Consider the following 19,383-nt stretch of genomic DNA (forward strand, 5'->3'; position numbering starts at 1 on the left):
CCGGCGGCCGTCTCGTGGTCGTGCCGTACGCGGTCAGCCGGGACGTGGAGGCGTTCCACGCGCTCGTGCGCGACGAGGGCGTGACGGTCCTGAGCCAGACCCCGTCGGCGTTCCGCCAGTTCGAGACCGCGGACGAGCGCGCAGGCGGCGACCTCGCGCTGCGGGCCGTCGTGTTCGGCGGCGAGGCCCTGCACCGGCCGTCGGTCCGCAGGTGGGCGGCCCGGCACGGGTACGCCGCGCCGCTGCTGGTGAACATGTACGGCATCACCGAGACCACCGTCCACGTCACCTACCTCGAACTCGACGCCTCCCACGTCGACGGCGACGTCAGCCCCATCGGCGTCCCCCTGCCGGACCTCGGCGTGCACGTGCTGGACCGCCACGGGATGCCCTGCCCCGTCGGCGTCACGGGCGAGCTGCACGTGGCGGGCGCGGGACTGGCGCGCGGCTACACCGGGCTCCCGGCGCTGACGGCCCAGCGGTTCGTGCCCGACCACCTGTCCGGCGTGCCCGGCGCCCGCCTGTACCGCAGCGGCGACCTGGCCCGGTGGAACGCCAGGGGCGGCCTGGAGTACCAGGGCCGCGCCGACACGCAGGTCAAGATCCGCGGCTACCGGATCGAGACCGGCGAGGTCGAGAACGTCCTGGCCACGCACCGGAGCGTCCTCGAAGCCGCCGTCACCCCGCACACCGACGCCGAGGGGCGGACCGACCTGGTCGCCTACCTCGTGCCAGGGACCGCGGCGGCCCCGCCGCCCGTGGACGAGGTGCGGGCGTGGCTCGGCGAGCGGCTGCCGGGCTACATGATCCCGCGGCACTTCGTGACGCTCGACGCGCTCCCCCTGACCCCGCAGGGCAAGGTGGACCGCCGCGCGCTGCCCGAGCCCGCCGCGAGCCGCCCGGTGCTGGAGCAGCGGTACGCCTCGCCCGTGGGAGACCTGGAGAACCTGTTCGCCGACATCTGGCGCCGGGTGCTGGGCGTGGACCGGGTGGGTCGGCACGACAACTTCTTCGACCTGGGCGGCGACTCGATCCGCAGCATCCAGATCCTCGGCCGGGTGCGCGACGCCGGGTTCACCGTGGGGCTCCAGGAGTTCCTCGACGCCCCCACGCTCGCCGACCTCGCCGCGACCGCCGCACCGTCCACTCCGGACGACACGCGCGCCACCCTCCCGTTCTCGCTCGTCGGCGACGCCGACCGCGCACTGCTGCCGGACGGGCTGGAGGACGCCTACCCGATGGCGGAGCTCCAGGTCGGCATGGTCTACGAGATGGAGCGCGACCGCGCCCGCAACGCCTACCACAACGTGGAGACGCTGCGGCTGGCCGGACGCTTCGACGAGACGTGCTTCCGCGCGGCGGTCGACCAGGTCGTGGCCCGGCACCCGGTGCTGCGCACGTCCTTCGACCTGGTCGGGTTCAGCGAGCCGATGCAGCTCGTGCACGCGACCGTCGAGGTGCCGTTCACGGTCGTCGACCTGCGCCGGGCGGACGACCGCCGCGCGGCGCTCGTCGAGCACGTCCGGCACGAGCAGGGCAACCGGTTCGACCTGTCGGAGGCCCCGCTGCTGCGGATGGCCGTGCACGTGCTGTCCGACACCGCCTTCCAGTGGACGATCACCGAGCACCACGCCGTCCTGGACGGGTGGAGCGTGGTCTCCACCCTCGCCGAGATCACCGACCGGTACCGCGAGCTGCTGGCGGGACGGCGGCCCGCCGTCGAGCCCCTGCGCTCCCTCTACCGCGACTTCGTCGCCGCCGAACGGGCGGCGCTGGCCTCGCCGGAGAGCCGGGACTTCTGGCGCGACCGCCTCGCCGAGGCACCCGACGGCCGGATCCGCCGGTGGGACGCCGCGCTCGCGGGCGAGCGGGTGGACGGGGAGCGGCACGTCCGCGACGAGGCCGCGGGCCACGGGTCGCTGACCACCCCGCTGTCCGCCGACCTGCTCCGCGGGCTGGAGGAGTTCGCCGTCCGGGCCTCGGTCCCGGTCAAGACGGTCGTGCTCGCCGCGCACCTCAAGGTGCTCGGCACCTACACCGGCTCGACCGACGTGCTGCTCGGCCTGACGTCCAACGGGCGGCTGGAGGAGACCGACGGCTCCGAGGCGCGGGGCCTGTTCCTCAACACCGTGCCGCTGCGGGTGCGGCTGCCCGAGGGCGGCTGGCAGGACCTCGCGCGGGCGGTCTTCCGCGCCGAGCGCGACCTGCTGCCGCACCGCCGCTACCCGCTGGCCGCGCTCCAGCGCGAACTCGGCGGCGACCGGCCGCTGTTCGAGTCGAACTTCACCTACAACAACTTCCACCGGATCGCCCGGCTCGCCACGGACGGCACGATCGACCAGGCGGGCGCCGACCCGGTGCTCCCCGGCGTGGCGCGCACGAACTTCCCGCTGGACGTGACCTTCAGCCACGAACCGGGCGCCGACGGCCTGCTCCTGGAGATCGACTACTCCCTGCGCGACCTCACCGCCGACCAGGTCGTGCGGCTGCGCGACAGCCACCTCCGCGCCCTGCGCGCCCTCGTCCTCGACGGCGGCGCGCACCACCGCGCGTCGTCCCTGCTCGGTGCCGAGGACGAGCGCCTGCTCGCCTCGTGGGAGGGCGCGGACGCCCCGGTGTCCGGGCTGCCCGTGCACGAGCTGTTCCGGCGGCGGGCGGCGTCGTGGCCCGACGCCGTCGCGGTCGAGTCGGGTGACGACCGGTTGACCTTCGCGGAGCTGGACGCGCGCAGCGACGACCTGGCCCGGCGGCTGGTCGCGGCCGGTGCGCGGCGCGGGGACCTGGTGGGTCTGCACCTGCGGCCCGGCGTCGTCGCGCTCGTCGCGGTGTGGGCGGTGTGGAAGGCCGGTGGCGCGTTCCTGCCGCTGGACCCGGAGCTGCCCGCCGCGCGGCTCGACGTGATGGTGGCCGACGCGGTGCCGTCGGTCGTGGTGTCGAGCGGGGCGACGCCGGAGTCCTGGCGGACCGTGTCCCCGGACCAGGACGGCGAGGTCCCGGACGTGGACCTGCCGGTGGTGGGTGCCCGCGACCTGGCGTACGTCATGTTCACGTCGGGATCGACCGGTCGGCCCAAGGGTGTCATGGTCGACCACGGCAACCTGGCGAACTTCGCGGAAGCCCTGCTCCTGCCCCGGATCCGCGGTGGCGGGATCACGGCCGGGCAGCGGGCCCGCGTGCTCACCGGCACGTCGGCGTTCATCTCCGACTTCTTCCTGGAGCAGGTGCTGCCGCTGCTGGACGGCCACCGGCTGCTGGTGCTGTCCGGTGCCGAGGGGCGCGACCCCCGGCACCTGGTCGAGCTGGCGCAGGACCCGGAGCGGGCGGTGGACGTCATCGACGCCACCACCTCGCAGGTGCACCTGATGGTGGAGGCGGGCCTGCTGGACGCCCCGCACCCGCCGAAGCTGATCGCCATCGGCGGCGAGGCGTGCCCGCCCGACCTGTGGGACGCGCTGCGCTCCCGTCCGGGTGTGGTGGTGCACAACACCTACGGCCCCGCCGAGAGCGCGGTCGACGCGACCTGCGCGCACCTGGACGAGCACTCCTCACCGGTGATCGGGCGCCCCTACGGCAACGTGCGGGTGCGCCTGGTCGACGAGGCACTGGATTCGGTGCCGCCGGGTGCGGTCGGCGAGATCGTCGTCGGCGGTCCCGGTGTGGGCCGCGGGTACGTGCGGCGACCCGGTGCGACGGCCGCGGTGTTCGTGCCCGACCCGTGGGGCGAGCCGGGAAGTCGGCTCTACCGCACGGGAGACCTCGGCCGGTACACCCCGGACGGGCAGATCGAGTTCCTCGGCCGCGGCGACCACCAGGTCAAGATCCTGGGGCAGCGCGTGGAGCTGGAGGAGGTCGAGGCGGTGCTGCGCGGCCACCCCGCGATCGAGGCGGCGGCGGTCGGCGTCCACCGCTTCGGCGCGGACGGACGGGTGGGCCTGGTCGCCCACCTGGTCGCGGCCGGCGGTGCCCCGGTGGACCACGACGACGTGCGCGGATACCTCGCGGACCGCCTCCCGGCCGCGGCCGTGCCCTCGGTGCTGGTGCCGATCGACGTGCTGCCGCTGACGGTCGGCGGCAAGCTCGACCGCGCGGCCCTGGTCGTGCCGGACGACGTGGAGACGGGCCTTCCCCACCGCGACCTGGTGGCTCCGCGGACCGAGACCGAGCGGCGGATCGCCGAGGTCTGGCTGGGGCTGCTGGGCGTCTCCCGAGTCGGCGTGCACGACGACTTCTTCGCACTGGGCGGGCACTCCCTGCTCGCCATCCGCCTCGCCATGCGGATCAGCGCCGACCTGGGCGCCGACCTGCCGCTGCACGAGGTGTTCGAGCGGCCGACCGTCGCCGGTCAGGCCGAGCTGATCGACGGGCGCGCGGCGGCCGGGGCGGTGGCCGGGATCCCCCGCGCCGAGGGCACCGAACTGCCCGCGTCGCACGCCCAGGAGCGCCAGTGGTTCCTCTGGCAGCTCGCGCCCGACGCCTCGACGTACCACGTCCCCTGGGGCTACGAGGTGCTCGGCGACCTCGACCTCGTCGTGCTGGACGCCGCCGTGGCCGCGCTGGTCGAGCGGCACGAGTCCCTCCGCACGACGCTGCACACCGACGCCGGGGGCCGGGTGCTGCAACGGATCGGCGCCGCGCGGTGGGGTGGCCTGGCTGTGCTGGACGCGGACGACGCCGCTCTGCCCGCGCTCGTCGAGCAGGCCGTGCGCGGGCCGTTCGACCTCGGTGCCGGACCGGTGCTGCGCGCGACCGCGTGGCGCCTCGCCCCGGACCGGCACGTCGTGCTGTTCGTGGCGCACCACATCGCCATCGACGAGTGGTCCTCCGACGTCTTCGAGCAGGAGCTGTGGGCGCTGTACCGGGCGGGCGGTGACCCGGCCCGTGCCGGGCTGGCCCCCCTGGACGTCCGGTACGCCGACTACGCGGTGTGGCACCGCGACCTGGTGGAGCGGCGGTCGGCCGACGACCTCGCCTACTGGCGGCGAACGCTCGGCGGCGCGCCGCCGCCCTGGCCGCACACCCTCGGGCGGAAGTCCGCCGCCGCCGGTGCCTCGCACCGCGTCCCGGCCGACGCGCTGGCCGGGCTGGACCGGGTCCGCGCGGAGGTCGGGGCGACCGACTTCATGGTCTACCTGGCCGTGTACTTCCTGCTGCTGGCCCGGCGTTCGGGCGAGCGCGACCTCACCGTGGGCGTGCCGGTCTCCGGGCGGACGCACGCCGACCTCGCGCCGGTGGTGGGCTTCTTCGTGAACACGCTGGCGCTGCGCGTGGTCGTCCACCCCGACGACGACTTCCCGACGCACCTGGAACGGGTGCGGGAGGTGGTGCTGGAGGCGTTCGCCCACCAGGAGGCACCGTTCGAGCAGGTCGTCCGGGCGGTGGCGCCGGACCGCGCCGAGAGCGCGAACCCGTTGTTCCACACCATGTTCTCCTTCACCACGGGCACCGGCACCACCGACCGGACGACCGACGACGGCCTGGTCCTGCGCGACCTGCCGATCGAGGGCAGCGGCAACCGGTTCGAGCTGGCACTGGGCGCCACCCGCACGGCGGACGGCCTCGACCTGACGCTCCAGCTCGACACCGCGCTGTTCGAGGCGCGGGAGGCCGGGCACCTGGTGTCCTCGTTCGCCGCGCTGCTGCGCGAGGTGGGCGGGTCGCCGCGGCGCGCGGTGTCGGAGTTCCTGCGCGCGGGCGACGAGGAGCGGCTCCGCCTGGCCGAGTGGACCGGGACCGCCGAACCAGCGGCCCGCACCACGCCCGTGCACGAGCTGTTCCGCGAGCGGGTGGGCCTGTGGCCGGACGCGGTCGCGGTCGAGTCGGGCGACGATCGGCTGACCTTCGCCGAACTGGACGCGCGCAGCGAGGTGCTGGCCCGGCGGCTGGTCGCCGCGGGTGTGCGTCGCGGTGATGTCGTCGGGTTGCACCTGCGGCCCGGTGTGGACGCGGTCGTGGCGGTGTGGGCGGCGTGGAAGGCCGGTGGCGCGTTCCTGCCGCTGGACCCGGAGCTGCCCGCCGTGCGGCTCGACGGGATGGCGCGGGACGCGGCCCCGGCCGTGGTCGTGTCGCTGGACCCGGCGGCCGTGCCCGGTGCGTGGCCGACGCTGCGCCCGACCGGTGCCGACGCACCGGACGTGGCCCTGCCGGTGGTGGGCGCTCGCGACCTGGCGTACGTGATGTTCACCTCCGGCTCGACCGGTCGTCCCAAGGGCGTGATGGTGGACCACGGCAACCTCGCCACCTACGCGGAAGTCCTGCTGCTGCCCCGGATGCGGCGCGCCGGGATCGCGGTGGGGCAGCGGGCCCGTGTGCTGACGGGCACGTCGGCGTTCATCTCCGACTTCTTCCTCACGCAGATCCTGCCGCTGCTGGACGGCCACCTGCTGCTGGTGGTCTCCGGTGCCGAGGGCCGCGACCCCAGGCACCTGGTCGAGCTGGCGCAGGACCCCGAGCGTTCGGTCGACGTCATCGACGTCGCCACCTCGCAGGTCCAGGTCATGGTGGAGGCGGGACTGCTGGACGCCCCGCACCCGCCGAAGATGATCACGTTCGGCGGCGAGGCGTGCCCGCCGGACCTGTGGCGGGCGTTCCGCGCGCACCCGGACGTCGTGGGGCACAACCAGTACGGACCCGCCGAGACGACGGTGGACGTGGCGTACGCGGACGCCGACGAGCACCCCTCGCCGGTGATCGGGCGGCCGTACGGCAACGCGCGGCTGTACCTCGTGGACGAGCACCTGCACCAGGTGCCGCCGGGCGCGGTCGGGGAGATCGTGATCGGCGGTCCCGGTGTGGGTCGCGGCTACGTGCGGCGGCCGGGCGCGACGGCGGCGGTGTTCGTGCCCGACCCGTGGGGTGAGCCGGGGAGCAGGCTCTACCGGACCGGTGACCTCGGCCGGTACACGGTCGGCGGGCAGGTCGAGTTCCTGGGGCGCAACGACCACCAGGTCAAGATCCAGGGCCAGCGCGTGGAGCCCGAGGAGGTCGAGGCGGTGCTCCGCGCCCACCCCGCGATCGACGCGGCGGCGGTCTCGGCCCACCGCGTCGGTGCCGACGGGCGGCTGCGGCTGGTCGCGCACCTGGTCGTGGCGGGGGCGGTGCTCGACCGGGAGGAGATCCGCGAGCACCTGCTCGGCGCGCTCCCGGCCGCGGCGGTCCCGACGGTGCTGGTGCGGGTCGACGCTCTGCCGATGACCGTGGGCGGCAAGCTCGACCGCAGGGCGCTGACCGTGCCGGACGACGTCGACACCCGACTGCCGCACCGGGACGTCGTGGCCCCGCGCACCGGGACCGAGCGGCGGATCGCCGCCGCGTGGCGGGCGGTGCTGGGCGTGGCGGACGTCGGCGTGCACGACGACTTCTTCGCGCTGGGCGGGCACTCCCTGCTCGCCATCCGCCTCACGATGGCGCTCAGCCGCGACTTCGCGGCACGGATCCCGCTGTCCCACCTGTACACGGCGCCCACCATCGCGGAACAGGCCGAGCGGATCGACGACCTGGCGCTGCGCGGCGACGCCGCCGAGACCCGCGCGGTCGTCCCGCTCGGCGGTGTCCGGGGTGCTCGCCCGCTCGTCCTCGTCCACCCCGTCGGCGGCACGCTGTTCAGCTACCTCGACCTGCTCGGCGAGGTGGCGACCGACTTCGAGGCGTTCGGGTTGCAGGGCCGCATCGGCGGCGAGGACTCCGGCGCGACCGACCTCGCCGGGCTGGCCGAGCGGTACGCCGACGAACTGGTGCCGGTGCTCGGGGACCGCGAACCGGTGGTCGCGGGCTGGTCGGCGGGCGGCGTCATCGCCCACGCCCTCGCCCGCGCGCTGGCCGACCGGGGGATCGCCGTCCACCGCCTGGTCCTCGTCGACTCCGACCCGCGGCGCACCGCCGACGTGGAGGCGGAACGACTGGACATCGCCACCCTCGACGCGCTCCGCGCCGACGTGCTGGAGCGCGGACCCGCGCCGCTGCTGGGCTTCGACGGCGCCGACCGGCTGTTCGTCACGCTCGGCGTGGACCCCTCGGCCGTCGCGGCGCTCGACGGGCCCACCGTCGCCGCGCTCATGGCCTTCTGGCGCGACGTGTTCACCGGGCTCGTGGACCACCGCCCCGCGGCGTTCGACGGCCCGACCGACCTCGTGCTGGCGTCCGGGGACGGCGCCGACCTCGTCGCCGCCGCGTGGCGCGACCTGACCGGGACGCTCTCGGTCACGCACGTCGACGGCGACCACTTCCAGCTCATGCGCCGCCCCTGGGTGAAGGCCGTCGCCGACACCCTGCGTGGCTCCACCGCACAGACAGGAGATTGACGTGCTGGTCCTCGGTATCAGCGGGCTCGACCGGACCGCTGCGCTCAAGAAGCGGTTGACACCCGGACTCGACTGGCGGGAGCAGCGCCTGGTGCAGGGCCTCGACTCGGCCGCCGCGCTGGTCGACGAGAACGGCGTCATCGCGGCGTCGGCGCAGGAACGCCACGACGGCGTCAAGGGCACCGGCGCGTTCCCCGTGGACGCCGTCGCCGCGTGCCTGCGCATGGCGGGCAAGACGCTGGACGACGTCGACCTCGTCGCGCACGGCTTCCGCTACGAGCCCTCGCCCGCCTTCGAGCTGGACGACAACCTCCGGCGCTGGTACCGGGAGGCCTACAGCGAGGAGGTCCAGCTCGACGTGCTGCGGGCGCACTACCCGGACCAGGACTGGGAGCGCAAGCTGGTCCGCGTCCCGCACCACCTCGCGCACGCCGCGAGCAGCTACCACCTGAGCGGGTTCCGCGACGCGGTGGTGCTCGTGGCCGACGGCATGGGCGAGGCCGAGTCGACCTCCCTGTTCAGCGGACGCGGCAGCACGCTGGAAACCCTGCGCACGTACCCGATCGCCAGCTCGCTCGGCATCCTCTACAGCGTCGTCACCCAGTACCTCGGGTTCCTGCCCGGCATGGACGAGTACAAGGTGATGGGGCTCGCGCCCTACGGCGACACCGGTGCCTTCCCGGACGTCGAACTGGTCGACCTGCGACCGGGCGGCGGCCTGGCGGTGCCGCTGCTGGCCCACGACCGCACGCCCGCGGAGCGCGAGACGCACAGCGGCGCGATCCGGCGCCTCGAAGAGCTGTTCGGGCCCGCGCGCCACCCCGACGCGCCGGTCACCCAGCGGCACATGGACATCGCCTCCGTGCTCCAGCGGGCGATCGAGGAAGCCCTGCTGTTCGTGCTGCGCGAGGGGATCGAGGGCGGCCCGCCCTCGACGAACCTCTGCCTGGCGGGCGGCGTCGCGCTCAACTGCACCGCCAACGGCCTGATCTCCCGCAGCGGCCTGTTCGAGAACGTCTTCATCCAGCCCGCCGCGGGCGACGACGGGACCGCGCTCGGCGCGGCCCTGCACGTGCTGCGCGAGCACGTCCCCGCCGACCCCCTGCCGATGGGGATGCCCTACTGGGGCGACGAGTTCGGCGACGCCGACGTCGAGGCGGCGCTGGGGACGCTCGGTCCCGGCCACCAGGTGCGCCACCTGCCCGGCGAGTCGCTGCTGAAGGAGGTGTCCGTCCTCATCGGATCGGGTTCCGTGGTCTCGTGGTTCCAGGGGCGCATGGAGTTCGGCCCGCGAGCGCTGGGCAACCGCAGCATCCTCGCCGACCCGACCGCGCCGAACATGCGCGAGCACCTCAACGCGGTGGTCAAGCAGCGCGAGGAGTTCCGGCCCTTCGCCCCCGCCGTGGTCGCGGAGCGGGCGGGCGAGTTCTTCGAGATCGAGGAGGGCCAGGAGAGCCGCTTCCGGCACATGCTGTTCGTCACGCAGGTGCGCGAGCCGTTCCGCGAGCTGCTGACCTCGATCACCCACGTCGACGGCTCCGCCAGGGTCCAGGTCGTCGAGCAGGAGTCCGCGCCGCGCTTCCACGCCCTGATCCGGCGCTTCGGCGACGACCACGGCACCCCGGTCCTGCTGAACACCTCGTTCAACCTGCGCGGGCAGCCGATCGTGCGCACACCCGCCGAAGCCGTCGAGACCTACGCCCGCTCCACCCTCGACGCCCTGGCGATCGGGGACTGGCTGGTCGTCCGCGAACCGGTGGCGGGGGGCTCGGATGACTGAGCGGCCCGACGGCCTGCGCGAGGCCGTCGCCGGGATCTGGTGCGCGATGCTCGGCGTCGACCACGTCAGCCCGGAGGACGACTTCTTCGAGGCGGGCGGCGACTCGGGGCTGGCGGTGGAGACCGCCATCAGCCTGCGCGCCCTCACCGGCACCGACCTCGACCTGGACCTGGTGTACCAGCACCCGGAGTTCGGCGGGCTGCTGTCGTTCCTGACCGACCCCCGACCCGAGGGGCAGGAGCGCCCGCTCACCCCGGCCGAGGAACGGCTGTGGTTCGCGGAGCGGCTGCACCCCGGCTCGCCGACCTACCACATCGCCGCGCTGTACCGGATTCCCGGACGCGTCGACGTGCCGCGCCTGCGGACCGCGCTCGACGCCCTCGTGGCCCGGCACGACTCCCTGCGCCGCGGCTTCGAGGCTCCCGGCCGGGCGGTCACCTCGCCCACCGCGACCGTCTCGTGCCGCTGGCTGGACGCCTGCGGCCTGCCGGAGGCGACCGTGCGGGACCTGATCGACGAGCACGCCCGCCAGCCGTTCGACCTGGCGAACCCGCCGCTGCTGCGCGCGCTGGCCGTCGACCGCGGCGACGAGGACGACCTGCTGCTGCTCACCGTGCACCACCTGGTGTGCGACGGGGCCTCGCTCGCGATCCTGGAGGACGACCTCGGGAAGCTCTACTCCGGGGTCGAACCCGACCCCCGGCCCGACGCGCTCCCCGAGACGGCCTCCCGGCTGTTCGACGAGGACGAGGCCCGCGCCTACTGGCGGCGCACCCTCGCGGGTGCCCCGCGCGGCATCGCGCTGCCGCACGACCTGCCGCGGACGGCCTCACCGGGCAGCGCGGGCGCCGTGCACGCGCTGGTCGCCCCGGACGACCTGCTGGCGGGCATGGCCGACCTGGCCGCCCAGGAGCGGCTCAGCCCGTTCATGACCTGGATCGTCGCCTACGTGGCGGGCCTGGTCCCGCTGACCGGCGAACGCGATGTCGTGATCGGCATCGCCGCCTCCTCGCGCACCCCGGAGCAGCGCGGCGAGATCGGGATGTTCGTCGACCCGGTGCCGCTGCGGCTGGCCCTCCCGGACGGCACCACCACCAGGGACCTCGCCCGCGCGGTCCGGCGCGCGACCGCCGAGGCGCTCGCCCACCGGGGCGTGCCGTTCCAGACGATCGTCGAGGACCTCGGTCCCGGCGGCGACCCGGCCCGCGCGCCGCTCGTGCAGGCCGGGCTCACCTACCTCGACGCCGCGGACAGCGCGCTGCGGCTGGACGACCTGGTGGCGCACCGCGAACTGCTGCCGACGGGCACGGCCAAGTACGAGCTGCTGTGGTCGGTGACCCGCCACGCGGACCGCACGACCACCGAGTTCGAGCACCTCACCGGGCTGTTCTCCGCGGAGCGGGCCGCGGACGTCCACACCGGACTCCTCGACGCCGCCCGCGCGGCGTTCTCCCGCCCGGACGCGCCCCTGCGCCTGCCGGGCCGCCCACCCGCCACCGCGGCCCGCACCGACCCGGAACGCGCCCCGACCCGCGCTCGGCGGCCCATCCCGGAGCTGGTCCGCCTGCGCGCCGCGCAACGGCCGGACGCACCGGCGCTGCGGCACCGCGGCGTCGAACTCACCTACCGGCAGCTCGACGAGCGGGCGGTCGCCATCGCCACCGGCCTGCGGGCCGCGGGCCTGCGCCGGGGTGGCGTGGTCGCGGTCCCGCTGCCGCGCGGGATCGACTCGGTGTGCGCCTACCTGGGCATCTTCTACGCGGGCTGCGCCTACCTGCCGCTCGACCCCGAGCAGCCGCCGGACCGCGTCCGCACGGCGCTGCTCGGCGTGGCCGACGCGGTGCTCGTCGCCGGACCGCACCCGTCGCTCCCGCCGGAGGTGCCGGTCCTCGAACTGGCCGACCTGCTGGCCGGCCGCGACGCCGACCCGGCCGTCCCGGTGCGGGTCGTCGGCGAGGACCCCGCGTACCTGATCTCCACCTCCGGCTCCACCGGGCGCCCCAAGACCGTCGTCGTCCCGCACCGGGGGATCAGCCGACTGGTGCCCGACGCCGACGGCATCGTCTACCACGCCGACGACCGGGTCGCGCACCTGTGCAACCCGGCGTTCGACGCCTCCATCCTGGAGCTGTGGGGCGCGCTGGGCTCCGGCGCCGTCCTGGTGGTCGGCGACAAGCAGGACGCCCTGTCACCCGCCCGGCTGCGCGCCTTCCTCGCCGAGGAGCGCATCAGCGTGCTCGGCCTGCCCACCGCGCTGCTCCACACCGTGATCGACTTCGAGCCCGACGCGATGAGCGGGGTCCGGCTGCTGATCTTCGGCGGGGAGAAGGCCGACGAGCAGCGCCTCGCGCGGCTGCTGGCGAACCAGCCGCCCGCGCGGGTCGTGAACGTCTACGGCCCCACCGAGAACACCACGGTCAGCACCCTCCAGCGGGTCACGCCCGCCGACCTCGACCCCGGTCCGCTGTCGATCGGCCGGGCCGTCTCCGGCTCGACCGCCCACGCGCTCGGGCTCCACGGCGAACCGGTCGCACCCGGCGTCGAGGGCGAGCTGTACGTCGGGGGAGAGGGCCTGGCCCTGGGCTACCACGGCAACCCGGCGCTCACGGCGGCCTCGTTCGTGCCCGACCCGTTCGGCCCGGCGGGCGGTCGCCTCTACCGCACCGGCGACCGGGTGCGCCCGCGGGGCGACGGCACCTTCCACTTCGTCGGCCGCACGGACGACCAGGTCAAGGTCCGCGGCTTCCGGGTCGAACTGGGCGAGATCGAACTGGCGCTGCGCTCGCTCCCGGACGTCACCGACGCGGTCGTGTTCGCCCGCGCCACGGCCGACAGCACCGAACTGCTGGCCTGCGTCACGGGCGGCGCGGCACTGGCCGACGCCGCCGGGATCGCCGACGGCCTGCGCGCGCGGCTGCCGGAGTACATGGTGCCTGCGATCGTCGTGACCGATCGCCTGCCCCTCAACGCGAACGGCAAGGTGGACCGCGCCGCCCTGCTCGCGTCCCTGCCGGACGACCTCCCGGCGTCCGGCGGCGACACCGGGGAGCCCCCGGCCGACGACCCGCTCGCGGAGGCCGTCACGGCGCTCTGGTGCGAATCGCTCGGCACGGCCACCGCCCGTCCCGACGACAGCTTCGTCGCGCTGGGCGGCCACTCCATCAAGGCGCTCAAGCTGCTCGCCCGCGTGGACGAGTCCTTCGGAGTGGTGGTGGACCTCGCCGACTTCCTGGCCGAACCCACCCTGCGCCGCCTCGTCGACTCGGTCTCGCGGGAGACCGAGAACGCACCCACCAGCTGAACCCCCGTCCGAACACCAGCGAGGAGAACCACCATGACCGAGTCGTCGACCACCACCGCCCCGGAGTACGACGTCGTCGTCAACGACGAGGAGCAGTACTCGATCTGGGCCGTGGGCCGGGCCGTTCCGGCCGGGTGGCGCACCGTCGGCGTGACCGGCAGCCGCGAGGCGTGCCTGGAGCACATCGAAGAGGTCTGGACCGACATGCGACCCAGGAGCCTCCGCGTGGCCATGGGCGAGCGCTGACCGACCATCCGGGCAGGCCCGCCGCCTGCCCACCGCGCCTGCGGCACCAAGGGGAATTCTCATGTGGACGCTATTGCGCACCAACCGGCGCTTCCGCAGGCTCTTCGTCTGCGGGGTGGTGACGAGCTTCGGCGAGACCGCCGTCTACCTCTCGCTCGCCATCTGGGTCAAGGACCTGACCGGGTCGAACGCCGCCGCGGGCGCGGTGTTCCTGGCCATCACGGTGCCGGGGCTCTTCGCGCCGCTGCTCGGCCACCTCGTCGACCGGGTCAGCCGCAAGCGGCTGATGGTCGGCATGTACAGCGGCATGGCGGTGCTGTTCCTCGCCCTGCTGGCGGTGCGGGGCGTCGAGCAGGTGTGGATCATCTACGTGGTCACCTTCTGCTACGGGGTGCTGTCCGCCAGCCCGGCGTCCCCGGCGCTGCTGAAGGACGTCCTGCCCTCCGCCGACGCGGCGGCGGCGCGGTCGCTGATCATCGCCGTCAGCCAGGGCGTGCGCATCGTGTCCCCGGCGCTCGGCGCGGCGGCCTACGTCGCGTTCGGCGGGCGCTCGCTGGCCGTGCTCGGCACCGGCACGTTCGTGGTCGCGGTGCTGCTGCTGGTCTCCATCAAGGTCGTGGAGTCCGAGCCCGAGCCCGCGGGGGAGCGGTTCCTCACCTCCGTCCTCGCCGGGTTCCGGTTCATCCGCGGCGTGCCGCTCCTGCTGCGCCTCTCGCTCACGACGCTGGGGTTCATGGCCGTCGTCGGCCTGCTGGAGACCGCCATCTTCGCGGCGAACCAGGGACTCGGCCAGCAGGCCGCGTTCCTGGGTGTGATCACCTCGTTCCAGGGCGGCGGGTCCGTCCTCGGTGGACTCATCGCGGGCACCGCGGTGAAGCGCTGGGGTGAGGTCAGGAGCACCAGCGCGGGGTACGTGCTGATCGCCGCGGGCCTGGGGCTGTGCCTCGTGCCGGGCGTCCCCTTCTTCCTGGTCGGCGTCGTCCTGTTCGGGCTCGGCCTGCCGTTCGTGATGGTCGCGCTGGGCACCGCCCTGCACCTCTACACGCCCTCGCGGATGCAGGGGCGGGCCAACGCGGCGGTCGGCAGCGTCACCGACGCCGTCCAGTCGGCGTCGATCGCCGCGGGCGCCGCGCTCATCGGGGTCCTGGGCCACCAGGTCATGTACGTCGTCATGACCGTCGCCGCCGTGCTGTGCGCGGTCTCGCTGTTCGTGGCCCGCGTCCCCGTGCCCGAGATCGCCACGTCGATCGCCGACGCCGACGACACCGGCAAACCCGACGTCGACGCCGAGATCTCCAAGTAGCCGAGAGGAGGAACCCCGTGCACCCCATCGCGTCCCGCGGTGCCGACCGGCGGGCGGGCGGCTGGATCGTCGGCCCGCCGCGCCCGCACGCGCCCGCCGTCCGGCTGTTCTGCCTGCCGTACGTGGGCGGAGCGGCCTCGGTCTACCACCTGTGGCGCGGTGCCCTCGGCGACGACGTCGAGGTCTGCCCCGTCGAGCTGCCCGGCCACCAGACCCGCCTGCGGGAGCAGGCCTTCGGCAGGCTGGACGACGTGGTCGACGCGCTCGCGTCGGCGATCAGCGACGAGCTGGACGTGCCGCACGCGCTCTTCGGCCACAGCCTGGGATCGCTCGTCGCGTTCGAGCTGGCGCGGGAACTCCGCCGCCGCGGCGCGGGCGAGCCGCTGGCGCTGTTCGTGTCCGGCGGGCCCGCGCCCCGGCTGCCGCGGGTGCACCCGCCGGTGCACGACGGGTCCGACGCCGACGTGGTCGCCCGGCTCCGGCTGCTCGGCGGGCTGCCGGACGAGGTCCTCGCCGAACCGGAGCTGCTGCGGCGCTTCCTGCCGACGATCCGGGCGGACTTCGCGGTGTTCGAGACCTACGCGTACACGCCCGAGCGTCCGCTGACGTGCCCGGTGGTGGCGTTCACCGGCAGCGAGGACACCGACGTTCCCCCCGCTCGGGTGGACCCCTGGGCGGAGGAGTCCACCGGCCGGTTCACCCACCACGTCCTGCCCGGCGGCCACTTCTTCGTCCACACGGCGCGCACCGCGCTGCTCGACCTGGTGCGCGGCGAGCTGGCCGCCCCCTCGCACCCCCGTGACCAGGACAGCCGCGGAGCTGTCGACCAGTGAGCGCTCGTCGCCGTTGAGGAGTCAGACCCATGCCGGAATACTCGATCACCCTCTCCCCGGAGGTCCCTCCGGGCATGGCGGAGGAGTTCGCGAAGCGCGTCTACTACGCCGCGTCCGAGATCCACGGGTTCACCCTCGTCCACGGGCGGGGCGGCGAGGTGCGGGAGATCGAGATCTCCACGGCGGGCGAGGTCGACCCGTCCGAGATCGGCCGCAAGCTGAACCTGGTGGTGCGGCGCGACGTGCTGCCCCAGGGCGCGGTGGAGGACAGCCCCGCGGTGTGGCAGTCGATGGCGATGCCGCGCGCCTCGCGGATCGGGTTCGCGGACCTGGAGGACAACGGGCTCGTGACCCGCATGGGCGACGGGGCCTACGCGGCGACCGGGGTGCTCGCCCGCCTGCTCTACCAGCTGGACCACCGCGTGCGCACGATGGCCGTGGAGGGGTTCGGGGCGGTCGACAACTGCTACCCGGCCCTCATCCCCACCTCCGTGCTGCACCGGGCGGGCTACTTCGACTCGTTCCCGCAGTTCCTGATGACCGCGGGCCGCTTCCGGTCCGACGCCGACGTGTACCAGGGGTTCGCGACCGAGTTCGAGGCGGCGGAGGACAGGACGGCGTTCCTGGACGGCCGGACCGAGCACATCGGGTACTGCCTGTCGCCCACGGTCTGCTACCACTCCTACCACCAGCTGGCCGGGCGGCAGGTGCCGGACGCGGGTGCGGTCCTGACCGCCACCGGCAAGATCTTCCGGTTCGAGTCGCGCTACCACCGCACGCTGGAACGGCTGTGGGACTTCACCATGCGGGAGATCGTGTTCTTCGGCAGCCGCAAGGCGGTGACCGACCTGCGGCAGAACGTCGTGACGGCCGTCTGCGCGCTGGTCGACGACCTCCGGCTCGCGGGTCACGTGGAGGTCGCGAACGACCCGTTCTTCACCAACGGCGCCGACGCCAAGCGGGCCATGGTCCAGCGGGCGCTGAGGATGAAGTACGAGCTCCAGATGCCCGTGGTCGACGGCCGCACCATCTCCGTCGGCTCGTTCAACCTGCACGGCACGAAGTTCGGCGAGGCCTTCGACATCACGACGCCCGGCGGCGCCCCCGCGTACTCCGGGTGCGTCGGCATCGGGTTGGAGCGGATCGCCTACGCCTTCCTGTGCCGCCACGGGATCGACCCGTCCGACTGGCCCGAGATCTGAAGCACCCGACCCACTCCTGGAGGACGACGACATGGCGCACCCAGCGCCCCGCAGATCACCCACGTCCACGCGGACGGCGGGCCTCGCGGGCAACAGCCTCACCGAACTGTTCGTCATGGCCCGCGCCAGCGGAGCGGTCGACCTGGCGGTCGGCACCCCCGGCTACCCCGCGACCTCCGAGAGCCTCGTCGAGGACGCCGCCGAGGCCATGCGCGCCGGGCGGAACCAGTACGAGCACCCCGCGGGGGTCGCCGAGCTGCGGCAGCGGATCGCCGACATGCTCGGCGACGGCGCGGACCCCGACCGCGAGATCACCGTCACCGCGGGCGCCACCGAGGCGCTCTACATCGCACTCCTGTCCACCCTGGACCCCGGTGACGAGGTCGTCCTGTTCTCGCCGGGCTACGAGCAGCTCGCCGCGTCGGCCGCGCTGGTCGGGGCCCGCCTCCGGTACGTGCGGCTGCACGGGCCCGAGTGGCGCTACGACCCGGCCGAGCTGGCCGCCGCGTTCTCCTCCCGCACCAGGGCCGTGCTGCTCAACACCCCGGCCAACCCCACCGGCCGCGTGCTGAGCCGCGAGGAGATGGAGGAGATCGCCGCGCTCTGCGAACGCTGGGACGCCACGGTGATCTGCGACGAGGTGTACCGCTCGTTCACCTTCGACGGCAGGCGGCACGTCTCGGCCACCGAGATCCCCGCGTTCACCGGCCGCAACGTCGTCATCGGCTCGCTGTCCAAGAGCCACGCGATCAGCGGCTGGCGGCTGGGGTTCCTGCGCAGCGACGCCAAGCGCAGCGAGACGTTCCGCCGCGTGCACGAGCTGACCACCAACGGCACGGCGGCACCGCTCCAGGCCGCCGCCGCGAGCGCCGCCCGGTCGGTCGACCTGGACGAGGTGTGCCGCGAGATGAGCCTGCGCCGCGACCTGGCGCAGGAGGTCTTCTCCGGCATGGGCATGAAGTTCACGCCCGTGGAGGGCGGCATCTTCCTGTTCGCCGACATCAGCCCGCTGACCGGCGGGCGCGTGGACTGCCGGGCGTTCGCCCACGACCTGCTGGACCGGGCAGGGGTGCTGCTCGCGCCCGGAGCGCCGTTCTTCGGAGACCCGGCGCAGGGGCGCGACCACGTGCGGATCGCGTTCAACCGGCGGGCCGAGACGCTGCGCGAGGCCGAACGCCGCATCACGGCGTGACGGCGGGACGACGGACGTGGTAGCGGAGAGGAGCACGCGAGTGGCACAGGAGCACGGTGTGGACGACCTGGGTCCGCTCCCGGCGTTCATGGAGCCGGGAAGCGGGGTCGTCCCGTTCGTCACGCCCGTGGGCGACGGGATGTGGCTGGTCCGCGACCACGCCCTCGGCAGGGCGGTGCTCGCGGACCAGCGGTTCAGCCGGGCCGAGGCGACGAAGCCGCACTCGCCGAGGTTCAACGACGCGCAGCCCGCGCCGGACGCCGTGATGAGCATGGACGGCGCGGACCACGCCCGGCTGCGCCGCGTCGTGAGCGGCGCGTTCACCACCCGCCGGGTCGCCGCCATGGCGCCCGCGGTCGAGCGCCTCGCCGACGAGCGCCTCGACGCGCTCGCCGCGGCCGGGCCGGGCGCCGACCTGATCGGGCTGCTCGCCACCCCGCTGCCGCTGTCCGTCCTCTGCTCGATGCTCGGCATCCCGGCCGAGGACGGCGACGTCTTCCGCGACTGGGTCGAGGTGCTGTTCGACATCTCCGCCAGCTCGCCGAGGGAGAAGTCCCGCCGCCGCCTCGAACTCGTCGACTACATGGCGGAGCTGGTGGCGCGCAAGCGCGACAGCGACGACGAGGACCTGCTCACCGACCTGATCGCGGCGCAGGACCAGGGCAGGCTGTCGCCGGGGGAGATGCTGACGCTGGGCCTGTCCCTGCTGATGGCGGGCTACGAGACCACCGTCGGCCAGATCGGCCTGTCGGTGCTCGCGCTGCTGTCGGACCCCGTCGTGCTCGACGACCTCCGCGCCCACCCCGAGAACCTGGACGGGCTGGTCGACGAGCTGCTGCGGCTCACCCCGTCCACCCCGCTCAGCTTCCCCCGCGTGGCGCTGGAACCGGTGCGGCTCGGGACCGTCGTCGTCCGCACCGGCGAGGCCGTTGTCGTCTCGCTGCTGCACGGGAACCGGGACGCCGCGGCGTGGGAGCGGCCGGAGGGCCTGTGCCCCAGCGGTCACGGCGCCGCGCACCTGACGTTCGGGCACGGCGTGCACCGCTGCCTCGGCGCGCCGCTGGCGAGGCTCCAGCTCCGGATCGTCCTGGAACGCCTGCTGCGCCGCTTCCCCGGACTGCGCGTCGCCACGGGGTCCGACGCCGTGGTCTGGAAGGAGGGGATGTCGATCCGCGGCCTCGCCCGCCTGCGGGTGGAGTGGTAGCGGGCCGGGGTTCCCGCACCGCACC

At 74.3% G+C, this 19,383-nt stretch carries 9 protein-coding genes; all 9 read left to right on the forward strand.

Annotated elements, in window-relative coordinates:
- The first annotated feature begins 14 nt into the window (after window positions 1-14).
- The 9 genes from AC156L_RS36940 (at window position 15) to AC156L_RS36980 (ending at window position 19,358) form a co-directional block, all read left to right on the forward strand.
- Window positions 15-8,297 (forward strand): amino acid adenylation domain-containing protein, encoded by an 8,283-nt coding sequence (locus tag AC156L_RS36940; RefSeq protein WP_484407696.1) that lies wholly within the window; start codon window positions 15-17, stop codon window positions 8,295-8,297.
- A gap of 1 nt (window position 8,298) precedes the next feature.
- On the forward strand, window positions 8,299-10,077 hold the full coding sequence (locus AC156L_RS36945; protein ID WP_330877203.1) for a carbamoyltransferase family protein: 1,779 nt from the start codon (window positions 8,299-8,301) through the stop codon (window positions 10,075-10,077).
- Complete coding sequence (locus AC156L_RS36950) at window positions 10,070-13,378, forward strand: non-ribosomal peptide synthetase (protein WP_330877202.1); 3,309 nt, start codon at window positions 10,070-10,072, stop codon at window positions 13,376-13,378. The genes AC156L_RS36945 and AC156L_RS36950 overlap by 8 nt, the downstream gene beginning before the upstream one ends.
- Window positions 13,379-13,411: 33 nt before the next feature.
- Window positions 13,412-13,624 (forward strand): MbtH family protein, encoded by a 213-nt coding sequence (locus tag AC156L_RS36955; protein ID WP_330877201.1) that lies wholly within the window; start codon window positions 13,412-13,414, stop codon window positions 13,622-13,624.
- Window positions 13,625-13,685: 61 nt separating this feature from the next.
- Complete coding sequence (locus AC156L_RS36960) at window positions 13,686-14,927, forward strand: MFS transporter (RefSeq protein WP_330877200.1); 1,242 nt, start codon at window positions 13,686-13,688, stop codon at window positions 14,925-14,927.
- 17 nt (window positions 14,928-14,944) lie between these two features.
- On the forward strand, window positions 14,945-15,760 hold the full coding sequence (locus AC156L_RS36965) for a thioesterase II family protein (protein ID WP_330877199.1): 816 nt from the start codon (window positions 14,945-14,947) through the stop codon (window positions 15,758-15,760).
- Between the two features lie 29 nt (window positions 15,761-15,789).
- Window positions 15,790-16,962: a class-II aminoacyl-tRNA synthetase family protein gene (locus AC156L_RS36970; protein ID WP_330877198.1), complete on the forward strand. Its 1,173-nt coding sequence runs from the start codon at window positions 15,790-15,792 to the stop codon at window positions 16,960-16,962.
- A gap of 31 nt (window positions 16,963-16,993) precedes the next feature.
- Window positions 16,994-18,154 carry a pyridoxal phosphate-dependent aminotransferase gene (locus AC156L_RS36975; RefSeq protein ID WP_330877197.1) on the forward strand — a complete coding sequence of 387 codons (1,161 nt, stop codon included), beginning with the start codon at window positions 16,994-16,996 and terminating at the stop codon, window positions 18,152-18,154.
- A gap of 40 nt (window positions 18,155-18,194) precedes the next feature.
- On the forward strand, window positions 18,195-19,358 hold the full coding sequence (locus AC156L_RS36980; protein ID WP_330877196.1) for a cytochrome P450: 1,164 nt from the start codon (window positions 18,195-18,197) through the stop codon (window positions 19,356-19,358).
- Window positions 19,359-19,383: the final 25 nt, after the last annotated feature.

It is taken from the genome of Umezawaea sp., assembly GCF_057122925.1.